We start from the raw sequence: 21,502 nt of genomic DNA, 5'->3' as shown, positions 1-21,502 counted from the left end.
TATCAGCGGGTGTTTTTGCTGAAACTTGTTGTGCAACCATCGCCAATGCCATAAGAGCAGAAACAAGAGAGCTGCTATTTTGTAATATTTTTTTCTTCAAGTTCATAGACTTTTCCTTTTAAAGTTTACTATATAAATTTCCCACACAACAAGCACATGCTTAATAATAAGGTTAGATGATCCATAAGCGCCTCAAACAAAGTATTATTAAAACCTTCAAACAACACCACTTACCAACCACGGACTTCTACCCATGGCTACAAGCCAAGACAAACCAAAACATGCAACAACAAACACTCTGACATACAATGAATGCTCCCCATAACAGAGCCTATTCATGATGTCATAACGCCTACGATTGAAGACTATAAAACCACTATTTTCTCTCTTTTGTCGGGTAAGCTTGTCTCTTCTTTCCTCTCGCCTTTTTATGCCATCAAAAGACTCTTCTTTGTTAGCTTAAGCGCCTTAATAACAAAGAGCTCTACTAACAATTTGACATTTTAACAAAACAGGAAAATTCACCCATCAACCGACATGATCTCCTCCCCCTACAAGAGGAATTTTGAATTTTTCCATAATCCTCTGCCAAATAACAGCTTTTAAATTATATTTTATTTCTAAATAAAAGGAGCATAGGCTCCCCCTGATATTCCTTTACGCACCCACACATAACAAAACTTTTTTTCACATCGTATTTTTAATATCTTTGCTCCTTTAACAACACTCAATTCATTGCTTACATTTTTTCAGAAAAAAAGATCTTTTCAATGCACTAAGGTTGAAATATCTAAATATAATACCTATATAAGCACACCCTTATTAGAATAGATAGTCTTTTTTTAAGTAAACTGTCTTGAAATATTATTTCTATACACGACAATAATAAGTTCGTTACAAAATCTTCAATATACTAGAACTCTCACTCTGATAAGAAATGCTGAAACGTTATAAAATTTCTCTACAAATTCTCGAGACGAAAGGATATCCCTTCATTTAATAAAAGAAGCGCCATGAAAATATCGCAAAAAATGCAATAAAACATGTGTATATTTCAAAAACCAGCACCGTTAACCAGACTAAGGTGATAAACTCAAAAAGTAAGAAAAAATAAAAAAATGTTTTTCCTTTATGATAATAACATCGCTGTACCATGATAATACAATAAAAAACACGATCTTTGAAAGTATATTAAAATGAAGCGAAAAAAAAAATTATTAGATTCTTTTCATGCGTTTCTTGGAGGAAAATCACGCCGCGTTAGTCTAAAATTGCTTATCCTTTCATTCTTCATTGGTATCGTAATGAATTTTTTGGGATGGACACCTCGAAACCTCATACAAAAAATAGTCGATTTTTTTCAATCACTATGGGAAGCAGGATTTATAACGCTTACAAATTTCTTCCATATAACTATGACAGGAGCTATTGTTGTTGTGCCTATTTTTCTTATCTTACGAATTTTTCATAAAAAATAAAAGCCTTAACATTTTCCTTGCGTTAATCTTTTCGAAAAATCAAACGACACAAAAATCCTGTAGTAATAGCAATAATCACTGCAACAATACCGTATAAAAAACGATACTTGTGCGCTGCATAAAAAATTGTATAGGTGATATGTGCTTTAACAATTTCAAGAGTCGTTGTTGCACTATCAATAAACTGTCCATCACGAAAAAGATAAGCACGAACTTTATAATGTCCAACTGGGATATTTGCTGGCAAACGAAAATGCGCTGTGAAAAGTGTGTCAGAACCAAAACGAACCCCACCCACTTCCTCATAATAAAGGCTTTTAGCTTTTTGCAATTTTATAAGTTCATCGCGAAAGATTTGTATTTTTTTCTGATCTTGTTCATCCGTCTGCAATGGCAAATAGAGTAATCCTAACCCTAAGCGTTTATAATCTTCAATGCTCGTAATATCGTCAATTTCACGTGTTGTGACCATAGAGTAAAAAAGAGGAACCTTTTTAAAAATAAGAGAATCTGTATTGACCCATACACCGGCATTGCGTTTTTTTTCTCGCATCACCATTGTCCGATCTTGTCCCTCCAAGCTTACAACAATATCATAACGGTTCTGTCGAGAATATAACGGATCAATATTTTCTAAAACACCAGCAATATAAAGATCACGACCAGCAAAATTTGCATCCACAGTAATCGTATTCGTTGTTACAATAATTTGGACAGTTTCGTGGTCAACTTGATCAATGAATGTAGCTGGCGTCCCAACATGTGACCATGTAGAAAAAGAAATAAAACAAAAGCAACCTGTAATGATGTATAAAGAAAATAATCTACCCATTTTTATCTCATAAGAATATCCAGAGAGAAAAGATTATCAGGGCGTATAAATAATTGAAAAGCAAGACGCATACACACAATCAACACTAAAAATGCAAGTGCCATACGCAATTGTTCAGCCTTTAACTTCCGTCCAACCCGTGTTCCATATTGCGCACCAATACTTCCTCCAAGCATTAACAAAAAAGCCAAGACAATATCAACGGACTGATTAGTCATACTTTGCAAAACTGTCGTGAAAGAAGACACAAATGTAATCTGAAAAAGTGAAGTCCCAATCACCACACTGGTTGGAACACGCAGAAGATAAATCAATGCTGGGATCATAAAGAACCCCCCACCAATTCCCATAATAGAAGACAACAACCCCACGATGAGTCCAATCCCTAAAACTGGAATAATGCTAACATATATCATAGATGTCCGAAAACGCATTTTTAAGGGTAAGCGATGAATCCAGTTATGTCGACCAGCAAGACGAATATTGGCTTTTCCTGCCTTACGCTTGCGCATCATATCATACCAACTTTCAACGATCATCAAGCTTCCTACACTTCCAAGAAGAATCACATAAAGAAGCGAAATCATTAAATCTAATTGACCTAACTTTTTCAAAACAGAGAAAACCTGAATCCCGATTAAAGAACCAATCCCTCCTCCAAGCGCCAAAAGAATACCAAGTTTAATATCGAGCGTACGTCTTCTAAAATGTGTAATTGCTCCTGTTACAGATGAAGCAATCATCTGGTTGGCACCTGTTCCAACAGCAATAGCAGGAGGAATATTATAAAAAATCAATAACGGCGTGATGAGAAACCCACCACCGATTCCAAAAAGTCCTGAAAAAAAACCAGCAACGACTCCCATACCAATCAAGATCAGCATATTGAGTGACATTTCAGCAATTGGTAAATAAATACTCACTTACAGAACCTTCAAGATAATTTGAGGTTTTTTTACAATTAGAGAATCCTTCTCCAATTATCCTCTTTTCCAATAATCTCTGTTGCGTGTTTAAAAGGATAATTTTAGTTGCTATAGCTTCCGCACAAACACGAATGCGCAATACATTTCACATCTATTAACATCAACATCATAAAAATTAAAAAAAACGAGCTCCTTTTAAAAAGCTATAAAAACATAACGTTATCGCTACCACAAATGCAACGGTTAAAAAACAAAGAACACCTTTTTTTAGCAAATAAGATAAAAACGACACATGTTCCCGAGACTGCGTCCTTAAAGAAGAAAAATCATTCTCAATGCAATGATTAGATGCCTGAGCACCCATCATCCCCTTTTCTTTTATCACAGCATGCTTCACTACTCCCTCAACCTTTTTAAAAGCAGATTGCAGAGCATCACTGGGCAAAGGGCTTCTATTTTCTTGCTGCAACGTATTTTCAACATTTGTTTGGAGTGAAATTATGCTGTTTTCTTTCGAATAATTTTGCACCTTTTGAAGTAATAAGCGTTCTTGATTTCCCTCACATTCCATGTGAGCAAGTTTTTGTACAACAGAATCAGGTGATTTTGAACGAGACACCCGTCGTGTTACCGCTGCTTCTTCTAAGCTTTTTTTTTCACTCTGCAAACTTTGAACAATTGTTTTAATCTGCTCTAAAGACTGGAAAAGCTTTTTTTCTCTTTGACGACGTATATAATGTTCAGCCAAAATGGCCCGACTAATATCATCTAAGTAAGATTTAAAATGCTCTTCTACAGAACTCTGCTGCATTAAAGAACGAGGCGAATGCTTCATTTGCATTTGCGCATAAACGGTGCGTAATTTTTGAGCAATATCCGACATCGTTACTTCTACAGAAGTATCCATTCTCTCTTTCTGTTCAACAAAAGAAAAGACTTTATCGTTCCTAACCTGTTTGGTCGCTTGGTCGATCGTATGACCCTTCGTATTCACAAACGCCTACCCCTCATTAACCTTTTTGAAAAGAATCGCAACAAATGATGAGAAAGTGTGCTCTATTTTAGTAAATAGAGCTTTAAGAACTCCCAAAAACTTTTTTGTTAGAAATATTTTCCCCAATCTTTATCTAAAATATTTGAAAGAAAGATCTTTAATTTTTCTGTCTTCAAGATTTGAAGAGCAAAATCATTCCCCCATTTTTATCTTTTTCACTTAATTTTTCATTGCATAAAGGACCTATTGCACCATCATAAATAAAGCATAAGAAACTAAAAAAGAATATTCTCACAAGACAGATTGATTTTTTTACTTTTTATTCAAGCAAATAAGGCAATTATGGCAATGCAAAAATATGAAGATTGAAAATAACGACGAGAAAGTACAAGTAAACATAAAAAAGCTTATACGAAAGAGAACACAAGTTATAAATTGAGACTTCATTCTAAACAATTTGGTTTCTTATGAGTATTGCTATAAACTTGTAACATACAAACAAAGAGGATCATTATGAAGATAATTGTCGCTGTCAAACGTGTTGTTGATTATAACATCAAGATACGCGTCAAACCGGATAGTACAGGCGTTGATCTGTCTCACGTAAAAATGTCTATGAATCCTTTTGATGAGATAGCCGTGGAGGAGGCCATTCGCCAAAAAGAATCCGGTAAAATTTCAGAAGTTCTTCTTGTTTCAATTGGCCCAGAAGCAGCTCAAGAAACTCTACGAACAGGACTTGCAATGGGAGCTGATCGCGCACTTCTTGTCACAACGGATCAAACACTTGAACCCTTAGCAATTGCTAAGATTCTCAAAACCATTGTTGATGAAGAAAAACCCGACATGGTCTTTTTAGGAAAACAAGCAATTGATGACGATAGCAACCAAACAGGACAAATGCTCGCTGCTCTTCTTGGGTGGGGACAAGCAACTTTTGCCTCACATCTTAACATAGAAAATGGGCATGCTACAGTTACTCGTGAAGTTGATAATGGAACACAAACCCTTTGTCTTCCCCTTCCCATGGTTATGACCGCCGATCTACGGCTCAATGAACCGCGTTACACCTCTCTCCCCAATATCATGAAAGCAAAAAAGAAAATCATTGAACAAAAATCTCTTACTGATCTTGGCGTCGATACGAAAGCACGCTTAACAATTTTAAGCGTTGAAGAGCCAAAACCCCGTCAATCCGGTATAAAAGTGGCAAATGTAGTAGAACTTGTCAGAGCCTTAAAACAGAAGAACTGCATTTAATATTCTCACCACTAGAGTAAAAGCAACACTCACATAAAAGGGCAAAAACTTATGGCAATTCTTTTATTGGCCGATCATAATACAGAAGAAACAGCAAAAGTACTCACCGCTGCACGCGTACTCAGTAATGATATCGATATTCTGGTTTGCGGAGAAAAAATTCAAACGATAGCGGAAAATAGTGCTAAACTTAATGGTGTGCGGCAAGTTCTTATTGCAAAAGCAGACTATTTAGCCCATCAACTTGCCGAGCCTATGGCAGATACAATTCTCATGTTAGCAAAGGATTATGATGTGATCATGGCAGCATCCAGCAGTACTGGGAAAAATGTGATGCCGCGCGTAGCAGCTCTTCTTGATCTTATGCAAATTTCAGATATTACCGCCATTCTTTCACCCAATACCTTCAAACGACCAATTTATGCAGGCAATGCATTTGAAACTGTACGCACCAATGATTATAAAAAGATTATAACAGTTCGCACCGCTTCTTTCACCCCAACGCCTTCCCAAAATAATTCTGCTCCCATTAAAACAATAACACCAGCTCCCAATCCAAATCTTTCTTCTTTCGTAAAAGCAGAGACAAACAAAAGTGATCGTCCTGAGCTCACCTCAGCACGTGTTATTATATCAGGCGGGCGTGGTCTTGGTTCTCAAGAGAAATTTATGGCCCTGCTTCTTCCTCTTGCAAACAAATTAAATGCTGCTTTAGGTGCCAGCCGCGCAGCAGTGGATGCAGGCTATGCTCCCAATGATTGGCAAATTGGACAAACAGGAAAAGTCGTTGCCCCTGAACTTTATATCGCCGTTGGCATTTCCGGTGCAATCCAGCATGTAGCCGGTATAATGGATGCACAAATTATTGTTGCCATTAATAAAGATGAAGAAGCTCCCATCATGCAAATTGCCGATTACACCCTTGTAGGTGATCTCCACCAAATTATTCCAGAATTGGAGAAAGCTTTATAAGCCATGAAAGCACTTCTGCATGACCAACGTGAAAGTATGGAGTTTGACATAGTCATTGTCGGAGCAGGACCAGCAGGGCTTTCTGCCGCAATTCGTTTTAAACAAATTAATCCTGAGCTTTCTGTCACAATTGTTGAAAAAGGGACCGAAGTTGGTGCACATATTCTCTCTGGCGCAGTTGTTGACCCCATTGGTATCGATACACTCTTACCAGAATGGCGAAATGATAACGACCATCCCTTTACAACCCCTGTCACACAGGACCAATTTTTTTTTCTAAAGCCTCAAAAGTCCACAATATTTCCCAATATTTTGCACCCTAAAATCTTATCAAATAACGGATGTTATATCGTTTCGCTTGGGAGCGTCTGCCGCTGGCTAAGCAAAAAAGCTGAAGCGTTGGGTGTTGAAATCTATCCTGGTTTTGCAGCAACAGAACCCATCATCCAAAAAGATAACGGAGCTATCATTGGTGTTCTCACCGGTGATATGGGGCTTAACAAAGATGGAACTCCTGGAAAAAATTATATGCCTGGGATGGCTTTATTGGCAAAATATACTCTGATTGCGGAAGGAGCACGCGGCTCAATTGCAAAACAACTGATACAACATTTTAATCTTAGCAAAAATCGAGAACCACAAAAATTTGGTCTTGGTCTCAAGGAGCTCTGGGAAATTGCCCCCAACAAACACCAATGCGGTTTAGTACAACATTTCACTGGTTGGCCCTTAGACAATAATACCGGTGGCGGTGGCTTTATTTATCACCAAGAAAACAATATCATTTCTGTCGGTTTTGTTGTGCACTTAGATTACAAAAATCCTTATCTTTCTCCCTTTGAAGAATTTCAACGTTTTAAAACACATCCAAAACTCTATAAAATCTTTAAAGGCGCAAAACGTCTTTCCTATGGTGCACGTGTTATCAGCGAAGGAGGTTGGCAATCTGTACCAAAACTCACCTTTCCTGGTGGGGCGCTTATTGGCTGCTCTGCTGGATTTGTCAATGTTCCTCGTATCAAAGGATCACACAATGCCATCTTATCTGGCATATTAGCTGCCGATAACATGGCTACCGCTCTTGCACAAGGGCGTGCCCATGATGAGGTTAAAGAAATCGAAGAACAGTGGCGAAAAGGGCTCATTGGCAAAGATCTTTATAAAGTGCGAAATGCCAAACCGCTCTGGGCAAAATATGGGACAAAATATGGAATTAAACTTGCTGGTTTTGATATGTGGTGGCAACAACTGTTCGGATTTTCCTTATTTAAAACACTCTCCCACGGAAAGGAAGATTATGCATGCCTTGAACCAGCAGAAAAATTTCAACCCATTTCTTACCCAAAACCAGATGGCGTTGTAACCTTTGATCGCCTTTCAAGTGTTGCCCTTTCCAATACGCATCATGAAGAAAATCAACCTTGTCATTTAAAAATAGCCTCATTAAAAAAGCAAAAGGACTCTGAATATGCAATCTATGGAGGACCCTCTACACGCTATTGTCCCGCCGCTGTCTACGAGTGGCTAGAGGATAATGATCATCTGACTTATATGATAAACGCTTCAAATTGCATACATTGTAAAACATGCGATATCAAAGATCCAAACCAAAATATCACTTGGATCTGTCCGCAAGGCAATGAGGGCCCCTTCTATCCCAATATGTAATTCCCCAATGTATAATCATTGTTCATTTTCCTAAAATTGAAATATACAAAACGCAATGGATAAAAATATTTCCCTCAGATCAGAAATCTATCAATCACCTTCCTGCATACGTTCTTTCACAATGTAAAAAGAACTCTATTCTCATATAAAATACTCTCTTCACCGCATGAATTTTTTCAATAGAAAAACATAACATATTTTTATCAAATTTTTTTTATTTAAATGACAAAACAATAATAAATATATTCTTGACAATTCTGCGATAAAGGAACAGCCGCGGTTCTCGAAAACCTGAAGGAAAATAAGCCCGTTCTACGTTACCCCCTCTCCCATATGATCCAAAATGCTTTTAGCCCTCTCATAAGAAACATCAATCGTTTTAACTAGCCAAGAGCCCCCTGAAGATGCGCTTCACATTTATTTTTTCTCCTACACTTTGCCAAGTAATGCTCACTCAAGAAAACCACGAATGAATGTAGAAAAAACATCGTGAGATAAAGAGATAAAGAGCATGCTCGTTCAAGCCCTTTATAATGTTTCTACTGATAATGACACGACAAAATCTTTAATCTCACATTAACCTTTTATTTTTGCATTAAAGATAATCGCCTTGCATCTAACCTTTACCAATATACTGCCCTTTACCAATATACTGCAATGAATGTGTACAAATACCGTAAAAATAAGCAGATGCCAAGCCATGGAGACTATCGCTATTAGCAAAACACCTGATAAAAAACAAAATAGCTTTCATGACCACTCTATGACGCGTTTTATAGAGTTGTTTTTTTATAAAGCTTGTGCTTTCGCTATTGCTTGTAAATCAACATCCAAATTGAACACAAGTGGTATATTTAAAAGAAAGATTAAGGTGAATGAAAGCTCTGCACGCCGTTCCAGCTTTTGTAGCTAGAGCAAAAATATTGCATATTCTATTTGAGTAATCTCTGAAACGAAAATACAGCTTCATTTAGCAAGAACATCAAATCTGAAAGGAAAAAACTGTTTTCCTCTTTACTATCATCTGTCCATTCGGTTTTAAAACTTTCAAAAGCATCACAATATCCTCTAAAAAGAAGAGATAACGTATTGTCCCCGCTTTTATTACTTACGTTTTTTTATGGGAGCATATCCTTCAGAAAAAATAAGGTATCCAAAATTAAAGCAGACTTGTGTTGTTCAGTCATGGGCTTGTTTTTAAGAGATAGCTCTCATATCAAACAATAATTTTGCGACACTATTCGAAAAAGATATAACGCAATCCTGTGAACGAACAGTTCCATATTTATGAAATAAAAAGTACAAGCTAACAGCATTATTTTCTCTGCGATCTCCAATGAGGCGATAATCTTTGTTTTAAGGAGGTTTCAAGATGCACAAAAATGATTTTGATTAATTGGCTATAAGAAGAGCTGAGATAATGTTACGATATTTAAAGCTCCTAATTAATAGGCAAAATAATAAATTTTCCATTATAAATCAAATCTTTAAGATAAAATTTAGCCTTAAACTTTTCTAAGGTACTCATTATACTGTTAAAGCTGTAGAGAATATGAAAAAATAAAGTATTTTGCTGATAAGAGCTTATATTTGATCAATAACAATACAGTCAGCTGCCAGTTAACTGTATGTGTTTCAAAAGGGGCTGTTTACATTTGCTCAGAAAAACAGTTTGGATATCAATAGATATATTTGAAAAATCGGCGTTATGGAAATAATCTAAAAAGCTTAGCTTTTCAAAGAGCACAAAGAAGCATGAGATTATAACATGAGTAAAGTTGTTTTTTGGTTCTCGAAGGAAAAACTTTATAGAAAATCATGGGGCTGATAGAATATTGGTTACATTTGGAATTTGTTTTACTGGAAAAAATAACGCGGATCAAAATAGATAATAATGTTAAATTAAGACGTTAAATATGAAATTATCTTATTGTAGTGTAATCGATTATTCGAGTAAGGTAAGCCTTTGTAATGATAAAAAATGTGCTGGTAAAAAATGAGCCAAAATGGCTTATGAGTATGGATAAAAATCTTGTGGTGAGGAGAATTTAATGAAAAGAAAAGAGCATGTGTGAAAAAGCATATTTTATAGGTGCGCATGCTTATTCTGCACCCGTTATAGAATCAGGGCTTTATCTTGTGGCAACACCTATCGGAAATCTTGCAGATATTACGCTTCGTGCTTTGCAAGTGCTTGCAGGAATTGATATTTTAGCGTGTGAGGATACGCGAGTAACACGTGTTTTGTTGGAACGTTACGGCATTCAAAAAAAACCTTTTCTCTATCATGAATATAATGCGCAAAAAGCGGGTCCGAAGCTCTTAGCGGCTTTAGCAGAAAACAAAACAGTAGCACTTGTTTCAGATGCCGGAACACCACTTATTTCTGATCCTGGATTTCGATTGGTAGAAGAGGCCCGTAAAGCTGGTCATAAAATTATTCCTATTCCTGGAGCATCCGCTCTTTTAGCCGCTCTTATACCGACAGGGCTTCCTACGGATAGCTTTTTTTTTGCAGGTTTTTTGAGTGCACGAAAGCTACAGCGCCGAAAACGGTTGGAACAATTAAAAGAGATTCCAGCAACTTTGATTTTTTATGAATCACCGCATCGTCTTGTTGAAACTTTACAGGATATGGTCACACTTTTTTCGGCTAATCGACCTGCTGCCATTTGTCGTGAATTAACAAAAAAGTTTGAAACAGTAGATGTTTCCAATTTGGGAAATTTGTTAGAAAATTACAGAAAACAAGCACATATTCGTGGGGAAATTGTTGTACTTATTGGAGAATCATCTTCTTCTTTAAATGTGATAAGTGATCAAGAAATTGATGAAATGCTATTAGAACGCGCACGGATACATTCTGCTGCTCAAGCGGCAGCTTTTGTTGCAAAAAAAACCGGTTTAAAAAAGCAAGAACTTTTTCAGCGATTAATCTTTTTAAAAAATGCGTAAAATAATACAAAAAAAACGCAGACAAAAGTCTTTTTATCGAGGGATTCGTGCAGAAAAATTGGCAGCTTGGTGGCTACGTTGCAAAGGGTTTCACATTGCCGAAAGGCGTTTTAAAACAAAATGTGGAGAAATTGATTTAATTGCACGACGCGGAAATCTTGTGTTAATCGTTGAAGTTAAAGCACGTTCAACGTTGGCTGAAGCAATGGAAGCGGTTTCCCGAATGAATGAAAAGCGAATTGAGGCAGCTGCCGATATTTGGCTCGCACGGCAAAAAGATTATGCCCTTTTGTCTGTACGCTTTGATTTAATTGCAATTTTACCTTGGCGTTGGCCACAGCATATCCCTGCATTTTTTACATCTGATCAATAAAAGGCCTCCCCGTTTTAACCATATTCAATAAAAAACATTTCGTTTTTATGTGCATATGCGTTAAAAAGTGTGTAATAATTGAGCGCTATAAGGAGCGAAATATGGATGATTATGAAAAGTTTGCAACAGGTTTGCTCATCATTTTTGGAGCGCTAATTATTGGTGGGTTAATGGCAATGCATATTGTGCTTATGAATAAACCAGGTTTTTTATTTGCATTAGCCGCAGCTGTTGTTGGTTGGTTTTCTGCTTTTGCCGTTCTCTTTGACAAGCCCAAAATCTATTTGGTTTTGATTATTCTTGCTATGTTATGTGTTGCTTCTTCAATTAGCGTTTATGTTAGTTAAAACACCTGAGATGTTGATTGAAATTCCTTTTAAAATATGAAACTGAGAAATAGATAATGAGACTTGGCTTTTTGGGAACGGGTACAATCAGTGCTTCAATGGTGAATGGCTTAATGACAAGCAACTTTGATGTTTCTTCCATTATTGTTTCGCCTCGCAATGCACAAACAGCAAAGCGCCTTTCACGTACTTATGATAAAGTTATGATTGCTGAAAATAACCAAGCGTTGCTCGATGTTAGTGATTGTGTTTTTCTTTGCTTGCCCAACCAAATTGCAGAAGACGTTTTGTGCTCTCTTCGTTTTCGTCCAGAACAGCTGGTTATTTCCGTACTTGCTATGGTAAAAGCAGCAGAAATAGAAGAGTGGATTAATCATAAAGTTTATCGTGCTGTTCCATTACCTTTTGTTGCAGAATGCAAAAATTTGACACCAATCTATCCCAATCATCCCTTTTTACGCACTTTATTTGATGCATTGGGGGGCACATTGGTGCTGGATAAGGAAGAGCAGTTTAATCTTTTTATGACAGCTGGTTCACTTATGGGAGTATATTTTAATTTTATAGAAACTGCCCATCAATGGTTTATAACACAAGGGTTAAAAAAACAACAATCAGCAGAATTCCTTACCATGATGTTTGGAAATCTTACAGATGAAATGCGTAAAACTATAGCAACGGATCGTTCTGTATCTCTCGATTTTTCACTGCTTGAAAAAGAGTTTTCAACAAAGGGTGGAACAAATGAATTTTTGTCAAATTACTTTTCTCAACAAGGGGGAAGGAATGCTTTAACAATGGCTCTTGAAGCTACTTTGCAAAAAATGAATGCTTCTAAAAAGAAATTTTAAGATTTATATCAAAAAAACTCGTATCAAAAAATGATTTTTAAAATATTTTTTACAACCTTTTACAATTTTTCTAAATTATTTTTATTTTCGGTCTTCTTCTTTTTGCCTCAAGTCCAATATTTTTTCTACCTCACGGCTCTAGCTCTTCAATTTTGTTCCCCTTCAGGTTATCCAAACGCATGAATAATTTTTTGTTTATTTAACCTATATATTCCATTCACACATTAAAACTTCCTCTTACAAAGAAGCGACTATTTTTATGTCTTTCATGATTGTGTTTTAATAAACTCTCTTAAACACCCCCCCATTCAAAAGAGTTGATTTTTTATTTGATCAACAATTTTACGATATAGTTTAGCATGCTCTTCACTAGGCTTAGCAACAAAAATAGGGATTCCCTCATCTGAAGAAAATCGTAAAGCTGCATCAAGCGGTATTTCCCCTAAGAAAGGGAGTTCTCGACGTTCCGCTTCTGCCCGTGCACCACCATAGCCAAAAATATCATAGCGTTTTCCCGTATCAGGAGCGATAAAATAACTCATATTCTCAATGAGTCCTAAAATAGGAACATTAACTTTCATGAACATTTCTATTGCTTTACGTGCATCCACTAAAGCAAGATCTTGGGGCGTAGAGACAACCAACGCACCTGTTAATTGTACCTGTTGGGCAAGCGTTAATTGTGCATCCCCTGTACCGGGCGGCATATCCACGACTAAAACGTCCATAGGGCCCCATACAACATCTCGTAACAATTGCGTTACAGCTGCCATAACCATAGGACCACGCCATACTACCGGCTTTTCTTCCTCAACCAAAAATCCCATCGACATCAATTTAAGTCCAAATTTTTCAAGAGGTTGAATCTTTTTTTCTCCAATAAGCTGTGGTTTTTGATTAACAAGTCCTGTCAAACGTGGCAATGAAGGACCATAAATATCAGCATCCATCACCCCCGTTTTGAAACCAGAATCTTGTAAAGCTAAGGCGATATTTATTGCCATCGTAGATTTTCCGACCCCTCCTTTTCCAGAAGCAACAGCAATCACATGCCGCACACCTTCTATGGGCATTTTGATCGGTAAGAGATTTGCTCTCCGACTAGGTGCTTTCTTTGTTATTTTTTCTGCTGTAAGTGTAACAACAGCAGATTTCACTCCCTCCAAAGCACATACCACCTTTTCAGCAGAACGACGCAATGATTCCCATTTTTGCACACCTCCATCAGGAACTGTAATGGAAAAGAAAACCTTACCATCAGCAATCAATATTTCTGAAAGAAGACCCAACGACACAATATCGCTTTCAAGATCTGGTCCTTTGATTGTACGTAATACGTTGCGGACAGCCTCACTTGTGATAAGATCCATGTTCTTTCCTCTCTATAAAAATACTAGCAAATATAAGCATAAGAACGAAAAATACTTACAAGGTTCATCACTTGATAATTTTCTACTTTACTCAGCATTATAAAGTATACATCTCTTATCTCTTTAAAAATATGAAACCATCCTTAAAATAAAGAAGCTCAAACATAAAATCTGCTATAAAATCCTATCAATCACGTTTGTGTTACAACCACTTTAATGAATATTCTGATAAAAATTTTGTAAAAATAAAAACTGAAAAAAACTCTTAATCTTAAAGGATATTTTAAATTGAGCATAGCAGTAATTAGTCACACCTTCTTTAATTATTTAAGGCCCTAGCCATTTATGTTCTGTAGATTCAATCGTTATTTTCTAACACTCCTACAGTATTGTAAAAAGCGTTACAGATAGTTATAAGGTGTTTTGTATTCTTTCAAGAGAGAGAAAAACAATCTAAGATTGACTTTTTTTATATTTTTCCTTATGGGTTAACAGCCATATGATAGGATAAAATTGTTTATCTCGCGCATAACTACTCATAAAACGAAGATTAAGAAGGGCCGCACTCCGCGGTATTTAAATAAATGAAACGTACTTACCAACCCTCTAAACTTGTCCGTAAACGCCGCCATGGGTTTCGTGCACGCATGGCCACAGCTGGAGGACGTAAAGTTATTGCTGCAAGACGTGCTCGTGGACGTAAGCGGCTTTCTGCTTAACCATTTAAATTTTCACAACCGTTGAGGATTGCTCATCGTTTCTTCGTTGTGAAACTTTTATTATGAACCTACAATGTCTGCTTGCAGGCATTTAATGAAATTGCGAAATATTCTTTTATGAAGAAAAAACATCCCTGCCGTATTCGCAAAAGAGCAGACTTTTTGGCTGTCCGTACAGGAGAAAAACGACGTGGTCCTTTATTTTTGCTCGAAGTTAAATCTCGTGAACAAACAACAGAAAGAAAAAATTCTCTTTTTGCACGTGTAGGCTTCACTGTTACCCGTAAAAACGGTAACGCTGTGAAACGTAATCGTATCAAAAGGCGCTTGCGTGAGGCCGTAAGAGTTGGTGTAACAAACCACATGGAAGCAGGAACAGACTATGTCATTGTAGCGTACCGTGATGTGTTACATGCACCTTTTACATCCTTGATTAGTGAATTAAATCGGCGAATAAAACCAAAAATTAAACATCAGCAACAACAACAAGGGTGTACGGATGGAATATAATCGCAATTTCTTTATCGCTATTGGCTTATCTTTCGTAGTGCTCATCGCATGGCAATTTCTTCATGTTGCTCCCAAACAAGCAAAGTTACAAAAACAACAAGTCATCGCACAGCAATTGTCAAAACAACAATCAGCCCTTTCTACTACCACGACAGATTTTTCTGATGATACCTCAACGTATCAAGCTACATCTATCATCGAACAGCCCATGACACCTGAAATCCGGAAAGCTGTATTGGACAAAACAGAGCGTATTGCGATCAAAACCAATGAACTGGAAGGCTCTATTAATCTTGTTGGTGCACAATTTGATGATCTTCACCTCAAAAAATATCGTTTAACAGTCGATAAAAAATCACCGGAAATCGATTTGCTAAATCCTAAAGGTTTCAAAACAACCTACCTTGCTGAATTTGGTTTTGCAAGTGCGTCTTTGCCAGCAAAAGCCTTGCCACAATCGGATACAAAATGGCAAATAGAGGGAAACAATACAATCCTGACTCCTTCAACACCCATCACTTTAATTTATAATAATGGACAGGGACAAATCTTCCGGCGGACCCTTTCTGTTGATAATCATTTCATGTTTACCATTGAGGATTCTATCAGCAATGAAAGTGATCAACCAATACATCTCTCGTCCTATGCCCGCGTTGCACGTGCTGCACCACCAGAACATACAAATGCAACCTATTTACTTCATGAAGGTATGATAGGTATTGCAGGAGATTCGCTCAAAACTGAAAAATATAAAACCTTAGCAGAGCTTGACCCAAATCCTGATAATGGGCAAAAAAGCATGACTTTTTCCAAAGTAACAGGAGGTTGGATTGGTATTACCGATAAATATTGGGCTGTAGCAGTTATTCCCCCGCAAAATAAAGAATATACAAGCCGTTTTATTTATTTTGATCGTTTGCAAACGCATTATCAGTCTGACTTGCTAGGGTCGCTTTTAACGATTGCCCCAAATGAAACAAAAACTGTTACAAATCGTCTTTTTGCTGGTGCAAAACAAGTTGAAATTATTAATAATTATCAAAATGACCTAAAAATAAAAAAGTTTGCTCTTTTAATTGATTGGGGCTGGTTTGATTTCATCACCAAACCAATGTTTTCCCTCATTGATATTCTTTATAAACAAACAGGAAATTTTGGTATCGCCATCCTTCTTGTCACAGTTCTCTTAAAAACTCTTCTTTTCCCTCTAGCCAATAAATCTTATAAATCTATGGCACGCATGAAGCTTTTACAACCGCGGTTGCTAGAAATAAAAGAAAAGTATCCCGATGACCAAACCAAACAACAAAAGGCAATAATAGATCTATATAAAACCGAAAAAATAAATCCCCTTGCAGGCTGTTGGCCAATGTTGGTTCAATTCCCAATATTCTTTGCTCTTTATAAAGTTCTCTATATCACTATTGAAATGCGCCATGCCCCTTTCTTTGGCTGGATTAAAGATTTAGCGGCACCCGATCCAACTTCTCTTTTTAACTTGTTTGGTCTCTTGCCATATACAACGCCAACATTTCTTATGATTGGTGCATGGCCTTTGATTATGGGAATAACGATGTTTTTACAAATGCGTATGAATCCTGCTCCTCAAGACCAAACCCAAGCGATGATATTCACATGGATGCCTGTTGTCTTTACTTTTATGCTCGCCTCTTTCCCTGTTGGTCTCGTCATCTATTGGGCATGGAACAATATATTATCAATCATTCAGCAAGGTATCATGATGAAGCGCCAAGGAGTTAAAATTGAGCTTTTTGATAATCTGAAAGCCATCTGGAGAAGATCACCCAAAAAAGAAGTGCATGAATGACAAGAGATTCTTCCCTTTCTGGAATTTTTTCTCGCAATTGGATTTTTATTCGTGGTGTACCAGAAATACGCTTTCTCCCCCCTGAAGGACCACCAGAAATTGCATTTGCAGGTCGTTCCAATGTTGGAAAATCATCTTTAATCAACGCACTCGTCCAACAAAAAAGCTTAGCACGTACCTCAAATACACCAGGACGGACTCAAGAGCTTAATTATTTTGTCCCCGATGGATTCAGTGGGCAACTAGGAGACCTTCCCCCTCTAGCATTAGTAGATATGCCTGGTTATGGTTTTGCTGCTGCTCCTAAAAATCTTGTTGATGCGTGGACAAATTTGATTTTTAGCTATTTACGGGGGCGCACAACGTTAAAACGCGTATATATCTTGATTGATTCACGGCACGGAATCAAAAATAATGATGAAGATGTTCTTGCTCTCCTTGATAAAGCAGCTGTTTCTTATCACATTGTTTTGACAAAAAGCGATAAAATCAAATCAAATGCTTTGGAAAAATTAATTATGAGCACACAAACAAAGCTTCTTAAACGCCCAGCAGCTTATCCTGAGCTTCTTGTAACCTCTTCAGAAAAAGCTATCGGTTTAGAAGAATTACGTGCTGCCATTTTGCAAACCATCGCATAAGAGAACAATTCCTAGTCATTAACAATTTATTAATTATAATTACTAGCAACTACTAATGATCTTGTACTTCTAGTCAAGCATCTTTATAAAAATGATTACTTGAAAGAATTCTCTTCAACTCTATTTGATAGTGTAAATTATGCTGACACTTTTTCACTCTCCCCTATCCTCTGCCTCGCGCTTCATACGCCTCATTCTTGGGGAATATGGTGTAACCACTCAACTGATTGAAGAATATGAATGGGCAAGAAGACACGAATTTCTAGCCCTCAATCCCGCTGGTCATGTTCCTGTTTTTCTCGATGAACACGAGGTTCCATTATCAGGTCCTCTTGTTATCTGCGAATATTTAGACGAAACACATGGAAGTTTACGACAAGAAAATAAGCTCTTTCCAGAAAATCCTTTAGATCGTGCGGAAGTACGCCGTCTCAATGACTGGTTCTTAAATAAATTCGAAAATGAAGCAACGCGCCATATCGTACGAGAACGAATCCATAAACGTGAAATGCCACTTGCCATTGGCGGTGGTGCTCCTAATTCACAAATTTTACGCAATGCACGTGCCAATATTTTACCACATATGAACTATCTCAATTGGCTCTGTGCCTCTCGCGATAGCTTAGTCGGTTCTGCCTTGTCCTATGCAGATCTAGCAGCAGCAGCCTCTATTTCTGTACTTGACTTTCTAGGGGAAATTGACTGGGAACAATCTCCTGCTGCCAAAGACTGGTATATGAGAATTAAATCACGCCCTTCTTTTCGTTCTCTTTTAACAGATCGCGTCCGCGGAATTGTTGCAAGTGCTCACTATGCAGATCTTGATTTCTAGCCTTCTCTCACAAACAAAAATAAAAGTGATATTTTATCTAAAGGATATTTATAGGTTTATGAATTTTTATGCATGCGTATAAACAATATAATAATACATTGATTTATGATCGTATTAAACAGAGAATAAAACCCATTATAATTGAATCACAAAAATCACTTTCTTATCGTGTCACAAAAAAGATCAGCACAGGGATAAAAAATACTTAAGAAAGGATTTTAAAGACTCTCTTTAAATACAAGAGCTGTAGCATCATTAGAAGCTAGGCAAATAAAATAACAATACTTAACGCATGTTATACTCCATTCTCCCCAATATATGAAAAAACGCATTGCATAATATATATCCTATTTTCTCTATAATAAACAAAGCCTCATCATGCGTTTTTACAACATAATAATTTTTTCAACTGACTTTCCTAAAAGATGAAGAATCCGCCCAACTCTCGTGTGTAAACAATCCAACTTCTTGTTAGCCCTTGCCCCCCTTTTACGTGATTTTATTTATGGATAACGTATTGATATACAATGATAAATAATCGTTTTCTTATGCGTCACAAATGGAATTGATGAGTGAAAATGACTAAGTTAAAACATTAAAGGCTAACAAAACGTATGATAATGTTGATTTGCTCTATTTATGAAGCATAAAGATAGTGGCGCAGAATAGATTTTATATTATTCATGGATATTCTCTCGTGATACCACTCACGAGCACTATCATAAAATAAGTTTAGAAGAATTGATAAATATTTCTTTAAGAAAAGCGCATGAATTGACAACATAGGTCTATTTTGTTTGGGAGATCTTATTTTGCATGAAGAACGCTCCCCTTTAAAGAACGAAAAAAAAGCGTAAAGTAATACACAATCTTCATAAGGTTTCATAAGCAAACCTTACTTAAGAATATTCATCTCACACTCTAACGAAAAACATCTCTATTTAAATTTGTAGATCTTATATCACTTGCTCTAAACAACAGTGTTTTACAGCACAACAAGATAAATTAAAGAAGGAAAAAAATTTCTATAAAGAAAAAGAACCATTGGAAAGAAGGCAAGAATTTGCCTATACTGCACAGTAAAGTATCATAAGGAGATAAAAATGCGCCTTACAGTTGTTGGTGCAAATGGAAGAATGGGACGTGAACTCATTACAGCAATCCAGCAGAGGAAAGATGTAGAGCTTTGTGCTGTTCTTGTACGTAAAGGCTCACCGTTTGTAGGAAAAGATGCCAGTGCCTTAATTGGTTCAGATTCTCTTGGGATTAGTATCACTGACAATCCCGAAAATGCCTTTTCTAATACAGAAGGTATTTTAGATTTTTCACAACCAGAAGCCAGTATTCTTTATGCTAACTACGCTGCTCAAAAAAGCCTTATCCATATTATTGGCACCACAGGATTTAGCAAAACAGAAGAAGAAAAAATTGCAGATTTTGCGAAATATACAACAATTGTCAAATCCGGAAATATGAGCCTTGGAATAAATCTTTTAGCCAACCTTGTAAAGAAAGCCGCTAAAGCATTAGAAGCCGATGATTTTGATATCGAAGTTTATGAAATGCATCACGCTAACAAAGTTGATGCTCCTTCTGGAACAGCCCTTCTTCTTGGCCAAGCAGCAGCTGAAGGCCGCAATGTTATGCTTAAAAATGTGTGTGTCAACGAACGCAATGGTCATATAGGTAAACGCAAAAAAGGCGCCATTGGCTTTTCCTGTTCACGTGGTGGGACAGTTGTTGGAGAACACAGTGTCATTTTTGCTGGTTCCAATGAGCGCATTGTTCTTTCACATACAGCGCAAGAACGCTCTATCTTTGCCAATGGCGCATTAAAAGCAGCTTTATGGGCACAAAATCATGAAAGCGGTCTTTATTCAATGTTCGATGTTTTGGGATTGAACGATGAATTTTAAACAATCAATAGAATAGAGGCAATTTATAATGGGACGCATACTTACACTAATTCGTCATGGACAAAGTGAATGGAATCTCAAAAACCTTTTTACCGGTTGGAAAGATCCCGATTTAACAGAAAAAGGTCATGCAGAAGCGATAGCAGCAGGAAAAAAACTGAAAGAATATGGTTTGAGGTTTGATATCGCTTATACATCTGCCTTACAGCGAGCTCAAAAAACCGCTCAGCACATTTTAGAGCAAATGGGACAATCAGATTTAGAAGTGATAAAAAATCCCGCATTAAATGAACGTAATTATGGTGATCTTTCTGGTTTAAATAAAGATGAAGTACGCCAACAATGGGGGCAGGAGAAAGTGCAAATGTGGCGCCGCTCCTATACGATTGCGCCGCCGAATGGAGAAAGCCTACGCGATACCGGTGCACGCATCTGGCCTTATTATCTTTACCATATCCAGCCTTATATTTTGCGCTCCCAAACTGTTTTGATCGCAGCACATGGAAATTCTCTTCGTGCTCTTATTATGGCGCTTGAAGGTCTCTCCGGTGAGGAAATTATATCTCAAGAATTAGCGACCGGCATTCCTATTATTTACACATTTAATCCGGATTCAACAATTTTATCAAAGACAGTCCTCACACCTTAAACTTCTAAAATCATGATCTCCCTCAAAAGTTCAATGCTATCGTTTTAAGCTGAAAAAATAAATTCTATAATTTTATTGACAGAGTTGCTTCATGCGCTTAGATGAATTTTATAAGCCCAAATGGCGGAATTGGTAGACGCGCAGGTTTCAGGTACCCGTGCCGTAAGGCGTGGAGGTTCGAGTCCTCTTTTGGGCACCATGTTCTTTTTTTATCCAAAATAATTTATTGATTTTCCATATATTTTTTACAGTGAGGGACGCGTAAATAAAAGTTAGGGAATAGGATTTTGCAACACGTCTCTCTAATTATTACGAATCAAGAGTTCTTTTCGGGGTGGTTTTTTAGCAAAACCAGAGGTCCAAAGGGTCTCTAATTCTAAA

20 protein-coding genes and 1 tRNA gene are annotated in these 21,502 nt (G+C 37.0%); 16 read left to right on the top strand and 5 right to left on the bottom strand.

The window, feature by feature from the left end; translation table 11 throughout:
- The first annotated feature begins 1,196 nt into the window (after positions 1-1,196).
- Positions 1,197-1,478, top strand: coding sequence for a DUF6460 domain-containing protein (locus ACFIQE_RS07225; protein WP_375621636.1), 282 nt, complete (start codon positions 1,197-1,199; stop codon positions 1,476-1,478).
- 22 nt (positions 1,479-1,500) lie between these two features.
- On the opposite strand, the gene ACFIQE_RS07220 is transcribed toward ACFIQE_RS07225, so the two are convergent.
- The 3 genes from ACFIQE_RS07220 to ACFIQE_RS07210 all read right to left on the bottom strand — a co-directional run bounded on the left by ACFIQE_RS07220 (position 1,501) and on the right by ACFIQE_RS07210 (position 4,230).
- Complete coding sequence (locus ACFIQE_RS07220; RefSeq protein WP_273790722.1) at positions 1,501-2,310, bottom strand: TIGR02186 family protein; 810 nt, start codon at positions 2,308-2,310, stop codon at positions 1,501-1,503.
- Positions 2,311-2,312: 2 nt separating this feature from the next.
- A complete protein-coding gene (locus ACFIQE_RS07215; RefSeq protein WP_375634912.1) occupies positions 2,313-3,233 on the bottom strand; it encodes a sulfite exporter TauE/SafE family protein in 921 nt (306 codons plus the stop codon).
- Positions 3,234-3,411: 178 nt separating this feature from the next.
- Positions 3,412-4,230, bottom strand: coding sequence for a hypothetical protein (locus tag ACFIQE_RS07210; RefSeq protein ID WP_375630340.1), 819 nt, complete (start codon positions 4,228-4,230; stop codon positions 3,412-3,414).
- A 513-nt stretch (positions 4,231-4,743) separates the two neighbouring features.
- Between ACFIQE_RS07210 and ACFIQE_RS07205 the strand changes: the two genes are divergently transcribed.
- The 3 genes from ACFIQE_RS07205 to ACFIQE_RS07195 are packed head-to-tail and all read left to right on the top strand — an operon-like array spanning position 4,744 to position 8,130.
- Positions 4,744-5,490 (top strand): electron transfer flavoprotein subunit beta/FixA family protein, encoded by a 747-nt coding sequence (locus ACFIQE_RS07205; protein WP_375621633.1) that lies wholly within the window; start codon positions 4,744-4,746, stop codon positions 5,488-5,490.
- Between the two features lie 51 nt (positions 5,491-5,541).
- Entirely contained in the window at positions 5,542-6,462 is a 921-nt protein-coding gene (locus tag ACFIQE_RS07200) for an electron transfer flavoprotein subunit alpha/FixB family protein (RefSeq protein WP_375641025.1), read from the top strand.
- A 3-nt stretch (positions 6,463-6,465) separates the two neighbouring features.
- On the top strand, positions 6,466-8,130 hold the full coding sequence (locus ACFIQE_RS07195; RefSeq protein WP_375674098.1) for a 4Fe-4S dicluster domain-containing protein: 1,665 nt from the start codon (positions 6,466-6,468) through the stop codon (positions 8,128-8,130).
- Between the two features lie 616 nt (positions 8,131-8,746).
- Here the strand turns inward: ACFIQE_RS07195 and ACFIQE_RS07190 are convergent.
- Positions 8,747-8,884 (bottom strand): hypothetical protein, encoded by a 138-nt coding sequence (locus ACFIQE_RS07190; protein ID WP_375621630.1) that lies wholly within the window; start codon positions 8,882-8,884, stop codon positions 8,747-8,749.
- Positions 8,885-10,197: 1,313 nt separating this feature from the next.
- Here ACFIQE_RS07190 and rsmI point away from each other — a divergent pair.
- The 4 genes from rsmI to ACFIQE_RS07170 all read left to right on the top strand — a co-directional run bounded on the left by rsmI (position 10,198) and on the right by ACFIQE_RS07170 (position 12,656).
- Positions 10,198-11,085: a 16S rRNA (cytidine(1402)-2'-O)-methyltransferase gene (gene rsmI, locus ACFIQE_RS07185; protein WP_375674096.1), complete on the top strand. Its 888-nt coding sequence runs from the start codon at positions 10,198-10,200 to the stop codon at positions 11,083-11,085.
- Positions 11,086-11,089: 4 nt separating this feature from the next.
- Complete coding sequence (locus ACFIQE_RS07180; protein WP_375612280.1) at positions 11,090-11,458, top strand: YraN family protein; 369 nt, start codon at positions 11,090-11,092, stop codon at positions 11,456-11,458.
- Positions 11,459-11,559: 101 nt separating this feature from the next.
- A complete protein-coding gene (locus ACFIQE_RS07175; protein ID WP_375612261.1) occupies positions 11,560-11,805 on the top strand; it encodes a hypothetical protein in 246 nt (81 codons plus the stop codon).
- A gap of 56 nt (positions 11,806-11,861) precedes the next feature.
- Positions 11,862-12,656, top strand: a complete 795-nt coding sequence (locus ACFIQE_RS07170; protein WP_375621628.1) for a pyrroline-5-carboxylate reductase — start codon at positions 11,862-11,864, stop codon at positions 12,654-12,656.
- 308 nt (positions 12,657-12,964) lie between these two features.
- Here the strand turns inward: ACFIQE_RS07170 and ACFIQE_RS07165 are convergent, their stop codons facing one another.
- Positions 12,965-14,026 carry an Mrp/NBP35 family ATP-binding protein gene (locus tag ACFIQE_RS07165; protein ID WP_375621627.1) on the bottom strand — a complete coding sequence of 354 codons (1,062 nt, stop codon included), beginning with the start codon at positions 14,024-14,026 and terminating at the stop codon, positions 12,965-12,967.
- Between the two features lie 584 nt (positions 14,027-14,610).
- Here ACFIQE_RS07165 and rpmH point away from each other — a divergent pair.
- The 8 genes from rpmH (at position 14,611) to ACFIQE_RS07125 (ending at position 21,320) form a co-directional block, all read left to right on the top strand.
- Positions 14,611-14,745, top strand: coding sequence for a 50S ribosomal protein L34 (rpmH, locus tag ACFIQE_RS07160; RefSeq protein ID WP_005864709.1), 135 nt, complete (start codon positions 14,611-14,613; stop codon positions 14,743-14,745).
- A 117-nt stretch (positions 14,746-14,862) separates the two neighbouring features.
- Positions 14,863-15,255 (top strand): ribonuclease P protein component, encoded by a 393-nt coding sequence (gene rnpA, locus ACFIQE_RS07155; protein ID WP_375630332.1) that lies wholly within the window; start codon positions 14,863-14,865, stop codon positions 15,253-15,255.
- Entirely contained in the window at positions 15,245-17,083 is a 1,839-nt protein-coding gene (gene yidC / locus ACFIQE_RS07150; protein ID WP_375612256.1) for a membrane protein insertase YidC, read from the top strand. The genes rnpA and yidC overlap by 11 nt, the downstream gene beginning before the upstream one ends.
- The gene (gene yihA, locus ACFIQE_RS07145) at positions 17,080-17,724 is read left to right on the top strand and encodes a ribosome biogenesis GTP-binding protein YihA/YsxC (protein WP_375612255.1); all 645 of its coding nucleotides are present in this window, start codon (positions 17,080-17,082) and stop codon (positions 17,722-17,724) included. Before yidC ends, yihA begins: the two co-directional genes overlap by 4 nt.
- A 139-nt stretch (positions 17,725-17,863) precedes the next feature.
- Positions 17,864-18,556 (top strand): glutathione S-transferase family protein, encoded by a 693-nt coding sequence (locus ACFIQE_RS07140; RefSeq protein ID WP_375612254.1) that lies wholly within the window; start codon positions 17,864-17,866, stop codon positions 18,554-18,556.
- Between the two features lie 1,103 nt (positions 18,557-19,659).
- The gene (gene dapB, locus ACFIQE_RS07135) at positions 19,660-20,472 is read left to right on the top strand and encodes a 4-hydroxy-tetrahydrodipicolinate reductase (protein WP_375707441.1); all 813 of its coding nucleotides are present in this window, start codon (positions 19,660-19,662) and stop codon (positions 20,470-20,472) included.
- 28 nt (positions 20,473-20,500) lie between these two features.
- The gene (locus ACFIQE_RS07130; RefSeq protein ID WP_375630331.1) at positions 20,501-21,121 is read left to right on the top strand and encodes a 2,3-bisphosphoglycerate-dependent phosphoglycerate mutase; all 621 of its coding nucleotides are present in this window, start codon (positions 20,501-20,503) and stop codon (positions 21,119-21,121) included.
- Between the two features lie 114 nt (positions 21,122-21,235).
- Positions 21,236-21,320, top strand: a tRNA-Leu gene (locus ACFIQE_RS07125).
- The last annotated feature ends 182 nt before the right edge of the window (positions 21,321-21,502 follow it).

Origin of the sequence: Bartonella sp. AA1HLJMS (genome assembly GCF_042197445.1) — a bacterium.
GTDB lineage: Bacteria > Pseudomonadota > Alphaproteobacteria > Rhizobiales > Rhizobiaceae > Bartonella.
Note: the sequence above shows the minus strand (reverse complement) of the source record. Positions and strands in the feature narration are given on the sequence as shown.